Consider the following 16,266-nt stretch of genomic DNA (forward strand, 5'->3'; position numbering starts at 1 on the left):
TCGGCCTAATGCTGCTCGCCCCGGCGGTAGACGACGCCGTCGGCCTTGGGCATCCGCAGGCGCTGCGAAGCGGCCAAGAGCACGAGCAGCGTGAGCACGTGTGGTGTCATATGGACCAAGTTGTCCGGCAACTTGTCGACGGTCAGCCAGAGCCACAGCAGGATGACCATGCCCAGGGCGGCCGAGGCCATCAGGGTGTACTGCTTGACACCCTTGGATTCCAGCTCGTCGGACATCAGGCGGCGGATCTGCGTGCCCAGGTAGATCAGCAACAGGAGCGCGCCGAACAGGAAGAACGAGGTGATGGCGCCGGTGCTGCGCACCTGCAGGCCGTCGGCGTAACCGAACAGGGAGGCGCCGACCGCGAGCCCGCCTGGCCGCCAGTTTCCGAAGATCATGGCGGCCAGGCCGATGAAGCCGCGCCCGTTCGTCTGGCCCTCGACGTACTTGGTGGCGGAGATGACCAGGAGCGCGCCGCCGAGCCCGGCGAACGCGCCGGAGACGACGACGGCAAGGTACTTGATCCGGTAGACGTTCACGCCCAGCGACTCGGCCGCCCACGGGTTCTCGCCCGCCGAGCGCAGCCGCAGGCCGAACGCCGTGTGCCAGAGCACGAAGAAGGTCAGCGGCAGGAGCAGCACGGCCAGGATCACCAGGACATTGACGTCGTGCGTGAGCCCGCGCAGAATGCCCGCCACGTCCGACAGCAGGAACCAGTGGGTGCTCTCCAGCTTGCCGAGCAGGTCGGGACCGTCGGAGAGCAGGGGGAAGCTGACCTCGGTGGGCTTGCCCATCGAGGGCGACGTGGTGATGCCCGCGCCGGCCTCGTTCGCCGGGGTGCCCTCCTTGTACAGGACCTCCGACAGGAAGCGGGTGATGCCGGGACCGAGCAGGTTGATGGCCACGCCGCTGATGATGTGGTCCACGCCGAACGTCACGGTGGCGATGGCGTGCAGCAGGCCGCCCAGCGCGCCGCCGAGCAGCCCGGCGACCAGCGCGGCCACCGGACCCCACTGGTATCCGGCCCAGCCGGCGAACCAGGTGCCGAGCACCATCATGCCTTCGAGGCCGATGTTGACCACGCCGGCCCGCTCGGCCCACAGGCCGCCGAGCCCGGCCAGCGCGATCGGCACCGCGAGCGTCAGGGCCGCGGCGATCGTACCGGAGGAGGTGATGATGTCCTGGCCGGACAGGACCCTGACCAGCGACATCAGCAGGATGAGCGCGGCGACGGCGATGAGCGCCACGTGGTACTTGCCGACCCTGGTCATGCTGCCACCTCTGCCGGTGCGTTCGTGCCGAGCTGCTCAGCTGCTCTGCGCTCTTCGAGCCTGAGCGCCAGGCGCTTGGTGATCTCATTGGCGATCACGACGAGCAGGACGATCGTGCCCTGGATGATCGTGACCACGGAAGCCGGCACGTTCGCTTCCTGCAGTGGTCCCTGCGCCCGGTCGAGGAAGGCGAACAGCAGCGCGGCGATCGCGATGCCGCCGGGCTTGTTCCGGCCGAGCAGAGCCACCGCGATGCCGAGGAATCCCAGTCCGGCGGTGAAGTTGGAGTTGAAGGCGCCCCTGTCGCCGAGGATCTCCGGCAGCCCGATCAGCCCGGCGATCGCACCGGACATGACCATCGCCGCAATGATCATCTTCTTGGGGCCGACGCCCGAGGCCAGCGCCGCCGGGCCGTTGAGCCCGCTGGCCTTGATGTTGAAGCCGAAGCGGGTGCGCTCCAGCACGAGCCAGACCACCACGCCCAGCACGACCGCTACCAGCAGGAAGCCCCACAGGCCGCCCGCGCGGGTCGGCGCCGGCATCCCGAACCACTCGAAGACGAAGTTCAGGTCGGGGAACATGGCCGACTCGGGCAGCTCGGGCGTCGTGGTCGTGAGCTGCCCTTCCTTCTGACCGCTGAACGGCCCCTGAACCAGGTAAGCGGTCAGGTTGAGCGCGATGTAGTTCAGCATGATCGTGGAGATGACCTCGTTCACGCCCCTGGTCACCTTCATGACCGCCGGGATCAGCGCGTAGAAGCCGCCGACCAGGGCCGCGACGACGATGATCACCACGATCTGGATCACCGGGGGCGCCACGAACGTCGAGCCCACGTAGGCCGCGCAGATGGCGGCCAGGCGGTACTGGCCCTCGACGCCGATGTTGAACAGGTTCATCCGGAAGCCGACGGCCACGGCAAGCCCGGCGATGAACAGCGGGATCGCCCGGTCGATGAGCGCCGCGACGCCGTTCATCTGCGCCCGATCCGACGGGCCGAAGTTGAAGAAGGCGGCGAACGCGTCGAGCGGCCCGCCGCCCGCCGCGACGATCGCCACGCTGCAGATCGCGATCGCCAGGATGACGGCGACGATGGCGCCGGCGACGGTGAGCAGCGCCCGGTTGAGCCCGGCGGGCATCACGTCTCCTCAGTACCGGCGATGGCGCCGGTCATGTAACCGCCCAGCCGTTCGGGCGTGATGTCGGAAGGGTCGAGCGCGGCCACGAGCCGCCCCCGGTAGATGACCTGGATCGTGTCGGACAGCCCGATCAGCTCGTCGAGGTCGGCCGAGATGAGCAGCACGGCCAGCCCGGCGGCGCGGGCGTTGCGCAGGTGGTCCCAGATGGCGGCCTGGGCGCCGACGTCCACGCCCCGGGTGGGGTGGGCGGCGATGAGGAAGACGGGATCTCCGCTCATCTCGCGGCCCACGATCAGCTTCTGCTGGTTGCCGCCCGACAGGGCCAGGGCCAGGGTCTCGACGCTGGGCGTGCGCACGTCGTACTCCTTGACGATGCGCTCGGTGTCGGCCTTGGACGCCCTCCGGTTGATCCAGATGCCGCTGCGCGCGGGCTTCCTGGTCTGGTGGCCGAGCACCCGGTTCTCCCACAGCGACGCCTCCAGGAGCAGGCCCTGGCGGTGGCGGTCCTCGGGGATGTAGCCGATGCCGGATTCGCGACGCTTCAGCGTGGACCAGGTGGTGATGTCCTGGCCGGCGAGCTCGATGCGGCCCTGGGCGGGGCGGATGCCCATGATGGCCTCGATCAGCTCGGACTGGCCGTTGCCCTCGACGCCGGCGATGCCCAGGATCTCGCCCTGGTGGATCTCGAAGGAGACGTCGTCGAGGAGCAGGCGCTCGCCCTCGCCGGGCATGGTCAGCTCGGAGACCTGCAGCGTGACGGTGTCGGTCACGGTGGACTCGCGCGTCTCCGGAGTGGGCAGCTCGCTGCCCACCATGAGCTCGGCCAGCTGGCGCGCGGTGACGTCGGACGGGTTCACGCTGGCGACCGTGGTGCCGCGCCGGATCACGGTGATCGCGTCGGCGATGTCGAGCACCTCGTCGAGCTTGTGCGAGATGAAGATGACCGTGAGGCCCTCGGCCTTGAGCTCGCGCAGGTTCTGGAAGAGCTCCTCGACCTCCTGCGGCACCAGCACGGCCGTGGGCTCGTCGAGGATGAGGATGCGGGCCCCGCGGTAGAGGACCTTGAGGATCTCCACGCGCTGGCGGTCGCCGACGCCGAGGTCCTCCACGAGCCGGTCGGGATCGACCCGCAGGCCGTGGGTCTCGGCCAGCTGGACGATGCGCCTGCGGGCGGCGGCCGTGTCGAGCCTGCCGAGCCGCTTCGGCTCGGCCCCGAGGACGATGTTCTCCAGGACCGTGAAGTTGTCGGCGAGCATGAAGTGCTGGTGCACCATGCCGATCCCGACCGCGATGGCGTCGCTCGGCGTGCGGAAGCTGACCTCCGCGCCGTTCACCTTGATCGTCCCCTCGTCCGGCTTCTGCATGCCGTAGAGGATCTTCATCAGGGTGGATTTGCCCGCGCCGTTCTCCCCGACGATGGCGTGCACCGTGCCGGGCTGGACGGTGATGCGGATGTCGTGGTTCGCGACGACACCGGGGAAACGCTTGGTGATGCCCTCCAGCTCTACGGCGGGTTTCACCGTGGCCAGGGTGTCAGCACTCATTTCGCCTCTCCTACAGGGGGCGGCATAGACAGAAGGCCCGAAGTGCGGACTCCGGGCCCTCAGGTGTCTCTCCTACCCCGTTTACGGCTTGGCAGGAACCGTGATCTTGCCGTCGACGATGTCCTTCTTGGCAGCGTCGAGCTTGTCCTTGATGTCGTCGATCTCGCCACCGGTGGTGGACAGACCCACGCCGTCGACCTTCAGGTCGTAGGTGGTGTTCGTGCCGCCCTTGGCGCCGCCCTGGAAGGCCTTGATGAACTCGAACACGCCGACGTCGACGCGCTTGAGCATGGACGTCATGATCACCGACTGCAGGTCGGTCTCCTTGACCGTCTGGCGCTGGTCGGAGTCGACGCCGATGGCCTTCTTCTTGGCCGCTGCCGCCGCCTGGAACACGCCGAGGCCGGAGTCGCCGGAGGCGTGGTAGATGATGTCCGCGCCGCTCTGGTACATGCTCTCGGCCGCGAGCTTGCCCTTGTCGGGAGCCTTGAAGCCGGAGAAGTCACCGTCGGGGGTGAGGTACTTGACGTCGATCTTGGCGTCCGCCTTGACCGACTTCACGCCCGCCACGAAGCCCGCCTCGAACTTCTTGATCAGGTCGTTCTCGACGCCGCCGACGAAGCCGACGTGGCCGCTCTCGGACTTGGTCGCCGCCGCGACGCCCGCCAGGTAGGAGCCCTGCTCCTCGGCGAACAGCAGGCCGGTCACGTTGGGGGCGTTGGAGGCCGAGTCGACGACCGCGAACTGAATGTCCGGGTACTCCTCGGCCGCCTTCTTGACGTCCTCGGCGTAGGCGAAGCCCACGCCGATGATCGGGTTGTAGCCGGCGTCGGCGAGCTGGCGCAGCAGGTCACCGCGGTTGGAGCCGTCGGAGGCCGGGCTCAGCTCCTTGATCTCCGCGCCGAGCTCCGTCTTGGCCTTCTCCAGGCCGGCGTAGGCCGAGTCGTTGAAGGACTTGTCACCGCGACCGCCGATGTCGAACGCGAGACCCACCTTGAGCGCGCCCTTGGGCGCCTCGCTGCTCGCCGCGCTGGTCGGCTCCTGGCTGGCCGTGGTCCCCCCACCGCCGCCACCGCAGGCGGCCGCCGCCATGAGCAGGACGCCGGCGACCGAACCGAGCGCCACACTGTTGAATCGCTTGCCGAGCAAGGCGACTCCCTTCCATTTCCCCGCCGCCGATTTGGTCGCAGGCGCGACAGAACGTACGGCACCTGCACGGAAGATAGTTGCTTGACCAGGGACAACCAAACTGGGACACAGGGTCGCAACCGCTCCGTTACCGACATCACTCGCGTCCGTGACCTGAATCGCGATTCGGGCACTTCGGACGCCTTTGGAAAGTTTTGCCCAACTTTGGTGGTCGATCACCTCTTGCCCTGAGTGCCCATCGTGACGGAGATTCCCTCCGACGGTGGAAATCTTCGTATCGGAGCCCCGCATGCACCCGTGGAGAGCCCTCTCCGTGCCGCTGGTCGCCTTACTCGTGGCGACCCTGACCGGCACCGCACCCGCCACGGCCGACACCCCGGCCGTGAAGATCCAGGACAACGCCACCCAGCCGATCTTCTCCAGGGCGGACGCCATCCTGCAGACCGTGTTCGTCGAGGTCGCGGGAACCGACAGCGACAACGACGGCGCCGACGACCGGGTCGCCGTGGACATCCTGCGCCCCAAGGAGACGGACCAGGGGCTCAAGGTCCCCGTGATCATGGAGGCGAGCCCCTACTACGCCCCCGGCAACGACGTCGCCAACCACCCCGTGGACGTGGACGAGAACGGCGTCCCCCTGCCCGCCATGACCGCGCTGTCGGCCAAGCTCGACGCCGCCGGCCCGTTCGACGGCTACTACGACAACTACTTCCTGCCCCGCGGCTACGCCATCGCGCTGGTGGAGAACCTGGGCAGCGCCCGCGCCACCGGCTGCCCCACCTCGGGCGGCCGGAACGAGACCGCGGGCCCGAAGGCCGCGATCGACTGGCTGAACGGCCGCGCCAAGGGCTTCGACCCCGCAGGCAACCCCGTCGAGGCCACCTGGTCCACGGGCAAGGTCGGCATGATCGGCGTCTCGTACAACGGCACGCTGCCCAACGCCGTCGCCGCGACCGGCGTCGAGGGCCTGGAGACGATCGTGCCGATCGCCGCGATCTCCAGCTGGTACGACTACTACCGCGCCAACGGCGGCGTCCTCGCACCCGGCGGATTCCAGGGCGAGGACCTGGACGTGCTCGCCAAGTACGTACTGACCAGGCAGAACGGCCAGGAGGCGTGCGGCGAGGTGGTCGACGAGCTGACCGCCACCCAGGACCGGATCACCGGCGACTACAGCCGCCTCTGGGACGAGCGCAACTACCTCAACGACGTGCGCAAGGTGAAGGCCAGCGTCTTCCTCGTGCACGGGCTCAACGACTGGAACGTCAAGACCAAGCAGTTCGCGCAGTGGTGGTACGCGCTGTCCAAGCGGGACGTGCCGCGCAAGATCTGGCTGCACCAGGGCACCCACATGAACCCCTTCAGCCTGCGCACCGCCGAGTGGCTGCGCCAGCTGCACGGCTGGTTCGACCACTGGCTGTACGGGATCGACTCGGGCATCATGCGCGAGCCGCAGGCGGACGTGGAGATCGGGCCCGGCCGGTGGGCCCAGCACGCCTCGTGGCCGCTGCCCGGCGCGGCCACCGTCCCGCTCTTCCCTGGCTCGGGCTCCTCGCTCGGCCTGGTCCCGCGTCCCCGGTCGGCGCCGGAGACGTTCGTGGACCAGAAGGTCAGGACGGCCGAGCAGCTCGTGGAGGCGACCGGGGCCGATCCGAACCGGCTGGCGTACACGACCGGGGCGCTGCCCGCGGACGTGCGGATCTCGGGGACGCCGACGGTCTCGGTGCGGGCGTCGTTCAAGGACGGGGCCTCGCCGTACCTGACGGCGCTGCTGGTGGACTACGGCACGGACGTGCGCCCGAATGGCACCCTGGTCTCCACCGGGCAGAGCTACTGCTACGGGCAGGGGGTGCCCGGTGACACGGGCTGCACCACGCTCAGGACGCTCGGCACCGCCACCACCCCGTACAAGATCGTCACCCGGGGGTGGCTCGACGTGCGCAACCGGCATCGCGCGGACCGGACGGAGCCGCTGCGCCCGGGCAAGGAGTACTCCTTCACCTGGGACTTCCAGCCCACGGACTACCTGTTCAAGAAGGGGCACCGGCTGGGCCTGGTGATCATCTCGACCGACTACGACTACACCCTGCGCTACCCGCCGGGCACCAAGGTCACCGTGTCGCCGGGCAAGTCGGCCCTGCGGCTTCCGGTGGTGCTCGGCAGGCTGCCGTAGCCCGGAAACGACGAACCCCCGCCGGGATCCGGCGGGGGTCGCATGGGGGGCGTCAGGCCATGGCGGAGGTGATGGAGTCGAGCGGGCCGACCTCCCACAGCGCCGTCAGCGCCGTGGCGGCCATCACCCGCACGCCCATCGCTATCGCCTGCTCGTCCACGTCGAACGTCCCCTGGTGGATGTCGTACGTCACCCCGTCGGGCGACCGCGTGCCCAGCCGGGCGAACGCGCCGGGGATCGACTCCAGGTACCACGCGAAGTCCTCCCCGCCCAGCGACTGCTGGGTGGGGACGACGGCCCCCGCGCCGAGGGCCCGCTCGCTCGCCTCGGCCAGCATCTCCACGCTGACCTCGTCGTTGACCACCGGCGGCACCCCGCGCGTGTAGTCCATCGTGGCCTCGATGCCGTAGGCGCCGGCCACCGACTCCAGCAGCGACTTGATCAGGTCGGGCGCGGCGTGCCAGGCGTTCTCGTCGAGGCAGCGCACCGTCCCCTCGGCCACCCCGTCGTCGGGGATCGCGTTGGCGGCGGAGCCGGCCTCGACGCGGCCCCAGACGAGGCTGAGCGACGAGCGCGGGTCGACGCGGCGCGACAGCGCGGCGGGCAGCTCGGTGAGGATCTTGGCGAGCGCGAAGACGAGGTCGGCGGTGAGGTGGGGGCGGGCGGTGTGGCCGCCGGGCCCGGAGACGCGGATGACGATCTTGTCGCAGGCGGAGGTGATCGGGCCGCTCCTGAGGCCGACCTGGCCCACGTCCACGCGCGGGTCGCAGTGGAGGCCGAAGATGCGGTCGACGCCGCTGATGCCGCCCTGGGCCATGACCTCCAGCGCGCCGCCGGGGAGCTCCTCGGCCGGCTGGAAGAGCAGGCGTACCCGGCCGGGCAGCAGCCCCGCGGCGGCCTGCTGGGCCAGGAAGAGGGAGGTGCCGAGCAGGACCGTGGTGTGCACGTCGTGCCCGCACGCGTGGCAGGCGCCGGCCACGGTCGAGCGGTAGGGCACGTCCTTCTCGTCCTGCAGGGGCAGCGCGTCGATGTCGGCGCGCAGCGCGACGGTCGGCCCGTCGCCGCTGCCCACGTCGCAGATGAGCCCCGTGCCCCTGGGCAGCACCGACGGGGTCAGCCCGGCGGCGGTGAGCCGCTCGGCGATCCGCTGTGTCGTGCGATATTCGGCGAAGGCCAGCTCGGGGTGCATGTGCAGGTCACGGCGGAATGCCACCAGCTCCTGCTCGGTCTCCGCCAGGAACGCGTCGAGTTCCCCCCGAAGCTCACGTCCCCGCATATGTCACCGTCCCGTCCCATGCCGCGCGCCCCATACGTGCTGGCCATCGCGGCTCGTGCGCTCCAAGAAAACTCTCCATCCCGCGGTGGCCACCCGGGTTGAGCGGCCGCTCGGCGAATCAAAAGACACACCCACTGGTTTCGGTGCGCGAGATCGTCAGCACGGGCTTCGCGGTGAACTGTCGCGAGTGCCGCTGCAGCCCGGGAGCACAGCGGTCGGCCGTGAGCCCGATGGCGATGCTTCGACTTTATCGCTCCCGTGCCGCTTCGCGACGGCAGATACACCAAAAGTTGCCTGACTGCAGGCCCGTAACCGCAGGTGGGTCACGTTCCGTAGGCATACGGCTGATCCGGAAATAGTCACAAGGGATCAGTAGATCGTGACCCGATGCTGTCAGTTCAAACGTGGTCAGCGATTCCGAATCCTGTCACCTTCTGTCATGGTCATCACACTTCAGCGGTGGCTGCATTTGAGAAGAATGCGTGTTTCACTCGCTATATGATCACTAATATCCCGTTCGGGGAGAAGAGTGCTGGGTTGAGCATCTTCGAGCCGAGTGAGGGGACCCTGGTGGTCGTGCCCTCGCTCTCCCTTCCGCAGGATGAGCTCCGCCGGATCACGGCAGCCAGGTCGTACGAGGAACGTCTGCTGTTCCTCCTGCTCACGCTCCGCGAGCCCGGGGTCAAGGTGGTCTACCTGTCCTCCGCACCCGTCGATCCCGACATCATCGACTACTACTTCGCCTTCCTGCCCGACCCGGATGACGCGGCCAAGCGTCTGACGCTGATCAGCCTCGACGACCCCTGGTCTCAGCCGTTGACCAGGACCCTGCTCGACCGGCCCGATGCCATCGAGCAACTGCGTGCGGCGATCGACGGCGACGCTTGGCTGGTCCCGTTCGTGCTGAGCGAGCTCGAGGAGGAGCTGGCGTCGCTACTCAACGTTCCCCTCTACGGACCCGCCACGTCCCTTTCCTATTACGGCTCCAAGAGCGGGGCCCGGGAGGTGGGACATGAAGCCGGCGTGCCGATGGCGCGCGGCTTCGGCGACGTACGCTCCGAGCTCCAGATCGAGGAGGCCCTGGAGGCCCTGCCGGGCGAACGGGTGATCGTCAAGCTGAACGACGCCTACTCCGGTCTCGGCAACGCGATCGTCACCAAGGCCGACAGATCGCTGACCAGCTTCTCCGCCGCGGGTGAGACCTGGGACAACTATCTGCGCAAGATCCGGGACCGGGGGGCGGTGGTGGAGGAGTTCATCGAACATAGGCCGCTCTACTACCCCAGCGCGCTGGCTCAAATCACGCCGGGCGGACATGCCCAGGTGCTCGCCACGCACGACCAGGTGCTCGGCGGCCCCAACGGACACGTCTACCAGGGCTGCACGTTCCCCGCGGCGCCCGAGTACCGCGCCGAGGTCGGCGAGTCGGCCGCGCGGATCGCGCGGATCCTGGCCGGGCGCGGCGTGGTCGGGCTGTTCGGGATGGACTTCTTCGCGCTGAAGGCCGACGCCGGGTACGCGGCGCTGCTGTGCGAGATCAACCTGCGCATCGGCGGCACCACGCATCCGTTCGGCGCCGCCGTGCTGACGACCGGGGCCTCGTACGACCCGGCCACCGGCCACCTCATGTCCGGCAGCCAGCCGAAGTTCTACACGGCGACCGACAACTGCGCCTCCGGCTGCCTTCGCGGGCGCACGCCCGGTGAGGTGATGCGGACCGCCGACCGGCTCGGGATCGGCTTCGACGCCGAGCGGCGCACCGGGAACGTCTTCCACCTGCTCGGCGCCATCCCCGAGCACGGCAAGCTCGGCTTCACCTCGATCGGCGACTCCCGGGAGGAGGCCGACGAGCTGCACGCCCTCACCCGGCGGCTCCTGTGCGGTCCCTGACCTGGCGCAGCCCGCGCCAGCCGATCACCGCCAGCACGGCGCCGAGGATGACGTTCACCACGATCAGCACGCCGTGCACCACGTAGAAGCTGGTCGGGTGGCCGTCGGCCAAGTTAAACCCCAGATTCACCCACTCGAAGATCATGAACGCGCCGAGGACGATGAGGAAACCGGCGATCTTTCGTGACACATGTACCTCTCTAGCATCGAACGTGGATCTTCGGGGGATGTGTCGCCACATGCGCATTAACACGGAGCTACGCTGAGACCGCCATGTGGACGAAAATCATGCCGGTCACGGCACTCATCGCCTCGGTCGCGCTCACCGGCGGGACCGCACACGCCGAACCGACGACGCCGGTCGGCGGCGAGGCGCTGGGCAGCCGCGGCCTGGTCGCCCCCGCAGGCGTCAAGAAGCCGCCCAAGAGCAAGGCTACTTCGTACGTCATCGCGGACGCCGACACGGGTGAAGTGCTCGCCGCCAAGGATCCCCACGGGCGATACCTGCCGGCCAGCACGCTCAAGACGCTGACCGCGGTCACCCTGATCCCCAAGCTCGACAAGAACCGCAAGGTCCGGCCCAGCCACAACGCCTGCAACCAGGAGGGCAGCGCGGTCGGCCTGTCGCCGAAGGCCACCTACAAGGTCGAGGACCTGTTCAGGGCGCTGATGATGTCGTCGGGCAACGACGCCGCCATGGCACTCGCCGAGACGAACGGCAGCCTGGCCAAGACCATGAGCGACATGAACGCCGAGGCCAAGCGGCTGCAGGCGTACGACACCGTGGCCAAGACGCCCAGCGGGCTGGACAAGCCCGGGCAGAGCAGCTCGGCGTACGACCTGGCGCTGATCGCCCGCGCGGGGCTGGCCAACGCCGACTTCCGGCGGTACATCAGCACGAAGGTCGCCAAATTCCCGGCGCCCAAGGGGTACTACGAGATCAGCAACCACAACAAGCTGCTCTGGCGCTACGACGGCATGGTCGGCGTGAAGAACGGCTGGACCTCCAAGGCGCAGGCCAGCTTCGTCGGCGCGGCCACCCGAGGCGGCCACACGATCGTGGTGAGCATCATGCGGCACGAGGGCGGCTTCTGGGACGAGGTGAGCCAGCTCCTCGACTGGGGCTTCTCGGTGCGGGGCAAGACCGCCCCGGTCGGCCGGCTCGTGGACCCGCTCCCGGCCTCGGCACTCGCCGCGCCCCGGCAGCAGCCGTCCGCCGCGCCGGGCGCGTCGGGCTCGCCCGGCGTCTCCGTCACGCCGGCCGCCCAGCCGCCGCTGCTGGACACCGCCGCCTCCAAGCAGACCGACTCCACCAGGACGATCGGATCGCTGGTGATCGGCGGGGGCCTGCTGTTCGGGCTGATCTGGCTCGGGTACGGGATCCGCCGCAAGCGCGGCCGGTCACGCCTCTGACGGGCGGGAGATCACGCCTCTGACCGCTCGCCTGCCCTGGAGGACCGCTCCGGCATGGGCGCCGGGCCGTCCCCGGGCGGGCTGTCCACCTCCGTGGACGGGATCGGCGACGGGGACGGCGGCGGGCAGAGCCCCGCGGTGGCCGTCCAGGCCGCGACGAAGAGAACGAGCCTGGCCGAGAAGTTCATCCAGACCAGCAGACCGGCGATGGCGGCGAACGCGCCGTACACCACGTTGCCCATCGTGCTCGCCAGCAGCAGCGTCGCGATCTGCTTGAGCACCCCGAACAGGATCGCGCCCAGCAGGGCCCCCTTGGCGATCACCCGGAACGGCTGGGTGGGCCTGGCCACCCAGCCGAGCAGGATCACGAACAGCAGCCAGTCGGCCCCCACGCTCGCCACCACCCCGGCGACCCGGAACAGCAGCCGGCCCACCGGCGAGTCCCCGCCGAACAGCATCTTCATGACATGGTCGGTGGCGGTCGTGGCGAACCCCGCGACCAGGACGGACGAGATCGCCGTGACGCCCAGCAGGATCAGCGAGGCCAGGTCGCGCAGCTTGCCGAGGAAGAAGTCGAGCGGCGGCGCGGTGGTCATCGACATCTCGCGCAGCGCCCCGCGCATCGCGTCGAGCGCGCCGAGCCCGGCGTAGAGCAGGCCGAGCAGGCCGATGATCCCCGCGGTCATCTTGACCTCGGCGATCTGCTCCAGGTCGAAGTTCAGCTTGTCCATGATGCCCGGCAGCCGCTCGGCGATCGCCTGGTTCAGCGCCTTGCGGGTGGTCTCGCTGGTGGCCACCACGAAGCCGAGCACCGAGTACCCCAGCACCAATAGCGGGAAGAAGGACAGGAACGTGAAGTAGGTGACCGCGCCCGCCAGCCGGTCGCCGGACTGGATCTGGTAGCGCTGCCCCGCCCGGATGAGATGGTCGAGCGACAGCCTGCGCACCCGCCAGTGGTCCAGCTTGGCGCGGCCCCAGGCCTTCACCGATTCGACGCGCTCGGCAAGACTCGCCATCACACCCCTCTTCGCGCGGCGGCGATCACACGGCGGCCACCGCCCCGGCAGCCACCGCCAGGACCGTCGCCAGGTCGTGATGGAGCATCTGCCCACCACTCTTCAGCACATGCCCCGCGACCATGACCCCGTCCACGGGCTCACAGGCCCTGCCGGGCGGCCCAGGCCGCCACGGCGGCGGCGATGGCGTCCGGGCTGTCCTCCGGCGCGTGGTGGCCCGCCGGGCCGCAGTGCTCGATCTCCAGGGCGGCGATGTGCTCCGCGCACCAGGCGGCCATCCGCTCCGTGATGAGCAGCGTCGGCGAGGAGTCGAAGGTGAGCAGCAGCTTGGGCACGTCGCCGCTGCGGGCCAGCCACCTGCCGTAGGCCTCGATCCGCTCGACCACGTCGGCCGGGTCCCCGTCGATCGGCTGCGAGCGCGCCCACTCCAGCAGCGGCCGCCGGCTCTCCCGCGTCGGGTACGGCTCCAGGTACGGCCGCCGCTCCTGCTCGCTCAGCGGGTGCAGCACGCCTCCGGTGAACGCGGTCTCCAGCAGGACGTTCTGGTCGAGCACCAGCGTCTCGCCCTCGGCGCTCCTGATCATCTTCGCCCTGACCCGTGGCCCCTCACCCAGCTCGGCCAGGCTCAGCGGCCGTACGAAGGTCTCCAGGAACGCCACGCCGCGCGTCCGCCCCGGGTGGCGGGCAGCCCGGTCGAACGCCAGGGCGCCGCCCCAGTCGTGCCCCACCAGCACCGCCTCGTCGAGCCCCAGCGCGTCGAACCAGGCGTCGAGGTAGCGGGCGTGGTCGGCGAACCGGTAGGCCACGTCGGGCTTGCCGGAGCGGCCCATGCCGATCAGGTCGGGGGCCAGCAGGCGGCGGCCGGGCCCGGCCACGCCCGGCAGCACCTCGCGCCACATGTGGGAGGAGGCGGGGTTGCCGTGGAGGAAGACGAAGGGGACCCCCTCCCCGGACTCCTCGTAGTACATCGCGGAGTCGAGCACATCGATCTTCGGCATGGCGGTCTCCCATTCGTTCGAGCAACTAACGTTCGCAGCACTAACGAAGTTACATCGTTAGTGCCACTAACGCAACAGGTAAGATCGTGGGCGTGACGTACGAGATGGACGAGCAGGCCACCCCCGAGCTGCTCCGCACCCTGCCCAGCCGGATGTTGTCGCAGGTGGCGATGTACGCCGACCGCCTCGCCGGCGAGCGCCTCGGCGCGGCCGACGCCCGCAAGTGGCACTACGCGGCACTGGTCGCGCTGCGCGCGTCCGGCCCCGCGAGCCAGGCCGAGCTGAGCAGGCGCACCGGCGTCTACCGCAGCGACATGGTCGCCGTCGTCAACGAGCTCGAGGAGCGCGGCCACGTCGAGCGCGCACCCGACCCCGCCGACCGCCGCCGCAACGTCATCACCATGACCGACTCCGGCCGCCGCCACCTGGAGCGGCTCGACGAGCTGATCGCCGGCCTCCAGGACGACCTGCTCGCGCCCCTGACCGGACCGGAACGTGAACAGTTCTCCGCTCTGCTCGCCCGGCTGCTGGCTCATCATTCGCGGGCCTGAGCAGGGCGGAAACCATGGCAGCCACACATCGGGAGCCCTAGCCTGAGTGCAGTTGGGACCGATCCAGGAGGCGTCACGCCCATGGCCGAAATCAGCACCGGGCAGATGGTCAGGCTCCAGCGCGAGCGCCGGGGCATGAGCACCACCGCGCTGGCCACCCAGTCCGGCTGCACCCCCAGGCACATCGAGCTGATCGAGCACGGGAAGAGAACACCCTCGCTCCCCCTGCTGCGGGAGATCGCCAAGGTGCTGGGCGTACGCACCGCCGTGCTCCTGGGAGAGACCCCGCGCGACTCCCACGAGCCCAGCAGGCCGCAGATCAGCGACATCGAGCGTGCCCTGTTCACCAGCCGGTCGATGGGCCCCGACATCGAGCCGCCCGACGCCGAGCAGCTCTCCGAGCGCGTGGCGGCGGCCCGCAACGCCTGGTTCACCTCGCAGCGCCGCTACTCGATCCTCATGGCCGCGCTGCCGTCCCTCGTCACCGACGCCGAGAGCCTCGCCCTGGAGCGCACGCACCGGTCGTACAGCGTGGCGACGGACGCGTACCTGCTGGCCAGGGGGGTGCTCAAACACCTGCGGCGGGTGGACCTCGCGCATCTGGCCGCCGACCGGGCCATGCGCTTCGCCGAGGAGTCCGCCGATCCGCTGATGATCGCCTGGGCGTACTGGAACCTGGGGCAGTCGATGTTGTCGGACGACATGCACGAGATCGCCCACGACGTGGCGCGGCGCGCCATCGAGCAGCTCGAACCGCACGTCGGGGACGGCGACGAGCGCCACATCAAGGCACTCGGCGCGCTGCACCTGCTCGCCGCCATCGGCGAGGCCCGCATGGGGGCCGACGACGAGGCCAGGGAGCGGGTACGCGGCCCGGCGGCACGGCTCGCCGAGCGCGTCGAGGACTCCTCCGGCGTCTACGACCTGGCCTTCTTCGGCCCCACCAACGTCGCCATCCACATGGCCAGCATCGAGAACGACACCGGCCGTCCCGAGGCGGTGCTGCATCTGTCCGACGACATCGACCTGCGCCGCACGCCGTCCATCGAACGCCGCACCACCCACCTCGGCCACGTCGCCCGCGCCTGCGAGGACACCGGCGACGACGCCGCCAGCCTGCTCCACCTCCTGCGCATCGAGCGCGAATGCCCCGAGGAACTCGACCACAAGCTGCTGCTGCGCGAGATGGTCCGGTCGCTGGCGCGGCGGGCCAGGCCGTCCTGGGCGCCGGAGGTGCGCTATCTCGCCGAGCGCCACGACATCCCCATCTGACCGCGTCCGAACTCTGAGTTCGCACGATACGAACGGGGAGATCTTTCGCCGGAGTTCGTCACGGAGCGGCGTGCCGGTGCGACTCTGCGTCCATGACCACAGCGCCGAGTGCCGATTTCGTCATGGAACGACTCCTCCAGGAGGCCACGCGAGAGTTCCCCGGGTGGTCGTTCGAACGAGATCACTCCGGATGGACCGCCATCCATGACGAGACCCGCCTCACCAGGCCCAGCCTGGCCGCCCTGCGCGCCCTCCTGCGCGTGCACCGGGCGGCACGGAGAAGATGACCGTGGCGCCGTCCGAGGCCGAGTGGCCGCTGGCGGGGCGGCAGCTCGACGCCTTGCGCAGCACGTACCCGGCCTGGGAGATCCGCTTCAGCGTCGACGCGCCCGCCGCGGCCCGCTGGACGGCCGTCCTGCTGCGGCCCATGACCGCGCGCCTGTCGGCTCAGGGGGTGCGGGAGCGCGTCGGCTGCCCTGACGCCATCACCCTCGCCTCGACCCTGGCCCACCAGGCCAGCCTCCTCCACAAGGGCTGACGCCCGCCTCCCCTTCCGCCCGGCCTCCAGGAGGCCGGG

The 16,266-nt window shown here is 69.7% G+C and carries 14 protein-coding genes and 1 pseudogene; 7 read left to right on the plus strand and 8 right to left on the minus strand.

Annotated elements, in window-relative coordinates; translation table 11 throughout:
• Positions 1-5: 5 nt before the first annotated feature.
• From AB0I79_RS44735 to AB0I79_RS44750, 4 genes are all read right to left on the minus strand, one after another.
• Positions 6-1,271, minus strand: coding sequence for an ABC transporter permease (locus AB0I79_RS44735; protein WP_357886775.1), 1,266 nt, complete (start codon positions 1,269-1,271; stop codon positions 6-8).
• Complete coding sequence (locus AB0I79_RS44740) at positions 1,268-2,407, minus strand: ABC transporter permease (RefSeq protein ID WP_357886778.1); 1,140 nt, start codon at positions 2,405-2,407, stop codon at positions 1,268-1,270. Before AB0I79_RS44740 ends, AB0I79_RS44735 begins: the two co-directional genes overlap by 4 nt.
• Complete coding sequence (locus AB0I79_RS44745; RefSeq protein ID WP_357886781.1) at positions 2,407-3,951, minus strand: ABC transporter ATP-binding protein; 1,545 nt, start codon at positions 3,949-3,951, stop codon at positions 2,407-2,409. The genes AB0I79_RS44740 and AB0I79_RS44745 overlap by 1 nt, the downstream gene beginning before the upstream one ends.
• 81 nt (positions 3,952-4,032) lie before the next feature.
• Complete coding sequence (locus tag AB0I79_RS44750; protein ID WP_357886784.1) at positions 4,033-5,100, minus strand: BMP family ABC transporter substrate-binding protein; 1,068 nt, start codon at positions 5,098-5,100, stop codon at positions 4,033-4,035.
• 289 nt (positions 5,101-5,389) lie between these two features.
• On the opposite strand from AB0I79_RS44750, the gene AB0I79_RS44755 reads away from it, so the two are divergent.
• Complete coding sequence (locus AB0I79_RS44755) at positions 5,390-7,273, plus strand: Xaa-Pro dipeptidyl-peptidase (RefSeq protein WP_357886787.1); 1,884 nt, start codon at positions 5,390-5,392, stop codon at positions 7,271-7,273.
• A 52-nt stretch (positions 7,274-7,325) separates the two neighbouring features.
• On the opposite strand, the gene AB0I79_RS44760 is transcribed toward AB0I79_RS44755, so the two are convergent.
• Positions 7,326-8,549, minus strand: coding sequence for a M20 family metallopeptidase (locus AB0I79_RS44760; RefSeq protein ID WP_357886790.1), 1,224 nt, complete (start codon positions 8,547-8,549; stop codon positions 7,326-7,328).
• 537 nt (positions 8,550-9,086) lie between these two features.
• Between AB0I79_RS44760 and AB0I79_RS44765 the strand changes: the two genes are divergently transcribed.
• Positions 9,087-10,439 carry a peptide ligase PGM1-related protein gene (locus AB0I79_RS44765; protein ID WP_357886793.1) on the plus strand — a complete coding sequence of 451 codons (1,353 nt, stop codon included), beginning with the start codon at positions 9,087-9,089 and terminating at the stop codon, positions 10,437-10,439.
• Here the strand turns inward: AB0I79_RS44765 and AB0I79_RS44770 are convergent.
• Positions 10,411-10,629, minus strand: coding sequence for a hypothetical protein (locus tag AB0I79_RS44770; protein ID WP_357886796.1), 219 nt, complete (start codon positions 10,627-10,629; stop codon positions 10,411-10,413). The two genes, AB0I79_RS44765 and AB0I79_RS44770, sit on opposite strands and share 29 nt — an antisense overlap.
• 83 nt (positions 10,630-10,712) lie before the next feature.
• Between AB0I79_RS44770 and AB0I79_RS44775 the strand changes: the two genes are divergently transcribed.
• Positions 10,713-11,852, plus strand: coding sequence for a D-alanyl-D-alanine carboxypeptidase (locus AB0I79_RS44775; protein ID WP_357886799.1), 1,140 nt, complete (start codon positions 10,713-10,715; stop codon positions 11,850-11,852).
• An 11-nt stretch (positions 11,853-11,863) separates the two neighbouring features.
• On the opposite strand, the gene AB0I79_RS44780 is transcribed toward AB0I79_RS44775, so the two are convergent.
• Entirely contained in the window at positions 11,864-12,868 is a 1,005-nt protein-coding gene (locus AB0I79_RS44780) for a YihY/virulence factor BrkB family protein (protein WP_357886802.1), read from the minus strand.
• A gap of 140 nt (positions 12,869-13,008) precedes the next feature.
• Positions 13,009-13,875, minus strand: a pseudogene (locus tag AB0I79_RS44785) (haloalkane dehalogenase); the annotation flags it as partial.
• A gap of 83 nt (positions 13,876-13,958) precedes the next feature.
• On the opposite strand from AB0I79_RS44785, the gene AB0I79_RS44790 reads away from it, so the two are divergent.
• The 4 genes from AB0I79_RS44790 (at position 13,959) to AB0I79_RS44805 (ending at position 16,227) form a co-directional block, all read left to right on the plus strand.
• A complete protein-coding gene (locus tag AB0I79_RS44790) occupies positions 13,959-14,417 on the plus strand; it encodes a MarR family transcriptional regulator (RefSeq protein WP_357886804.1) in 459 nt (152 codons plus the stop codon).
• An 81-nt stretch (positions 14,418-14,498) separates the two neighbouring features.
• A complete protein-coding gene (locus AB0I79_RS44795) occupies positions 14,499-15,689 on the plus strand; it encodes a helix-turn-helix transcriptional regulator (RefSeq protein WP_357886807.1) in 1,191 nt (396 codons plus the stop codon).
• Between the two features lie 92 nt (positions 15,690-15,781).
• Complete coding sequence (locus tag AB0I79_RS44800; protein ID WP_357886810.1) at positions 15,782-15,976, plus strand: hypothetical protein; 195 nt, start codon at positions 15,782-15,784, stop codon at positions 15,974-15,976.
• A gap of 2 nt (positions 15,977-15,978) precedes the next feature.
• Positions 15,979-16,227: a hypothetical protein gene (locus tag AB0I79_RS44805; RefSeq protein ID WP_357886813.1), complete on the plus strand. Its 249-nt coding sequence runs from the start codon at positions 15,979-15,981 to the stop codon at positions 16,225-16,227.
• Positions 16,228-16,266 lie beyond the last annotated feature (39 nt).

Source organism: Nonomuraea sp. NPDC050202 (assembly GCF_040656115.1).
Lineage (GTDB): Bacteria > Actinomycetota > Actinomycetes > Streptosporangiales > Streptosporangiaceae > Nonomuraea.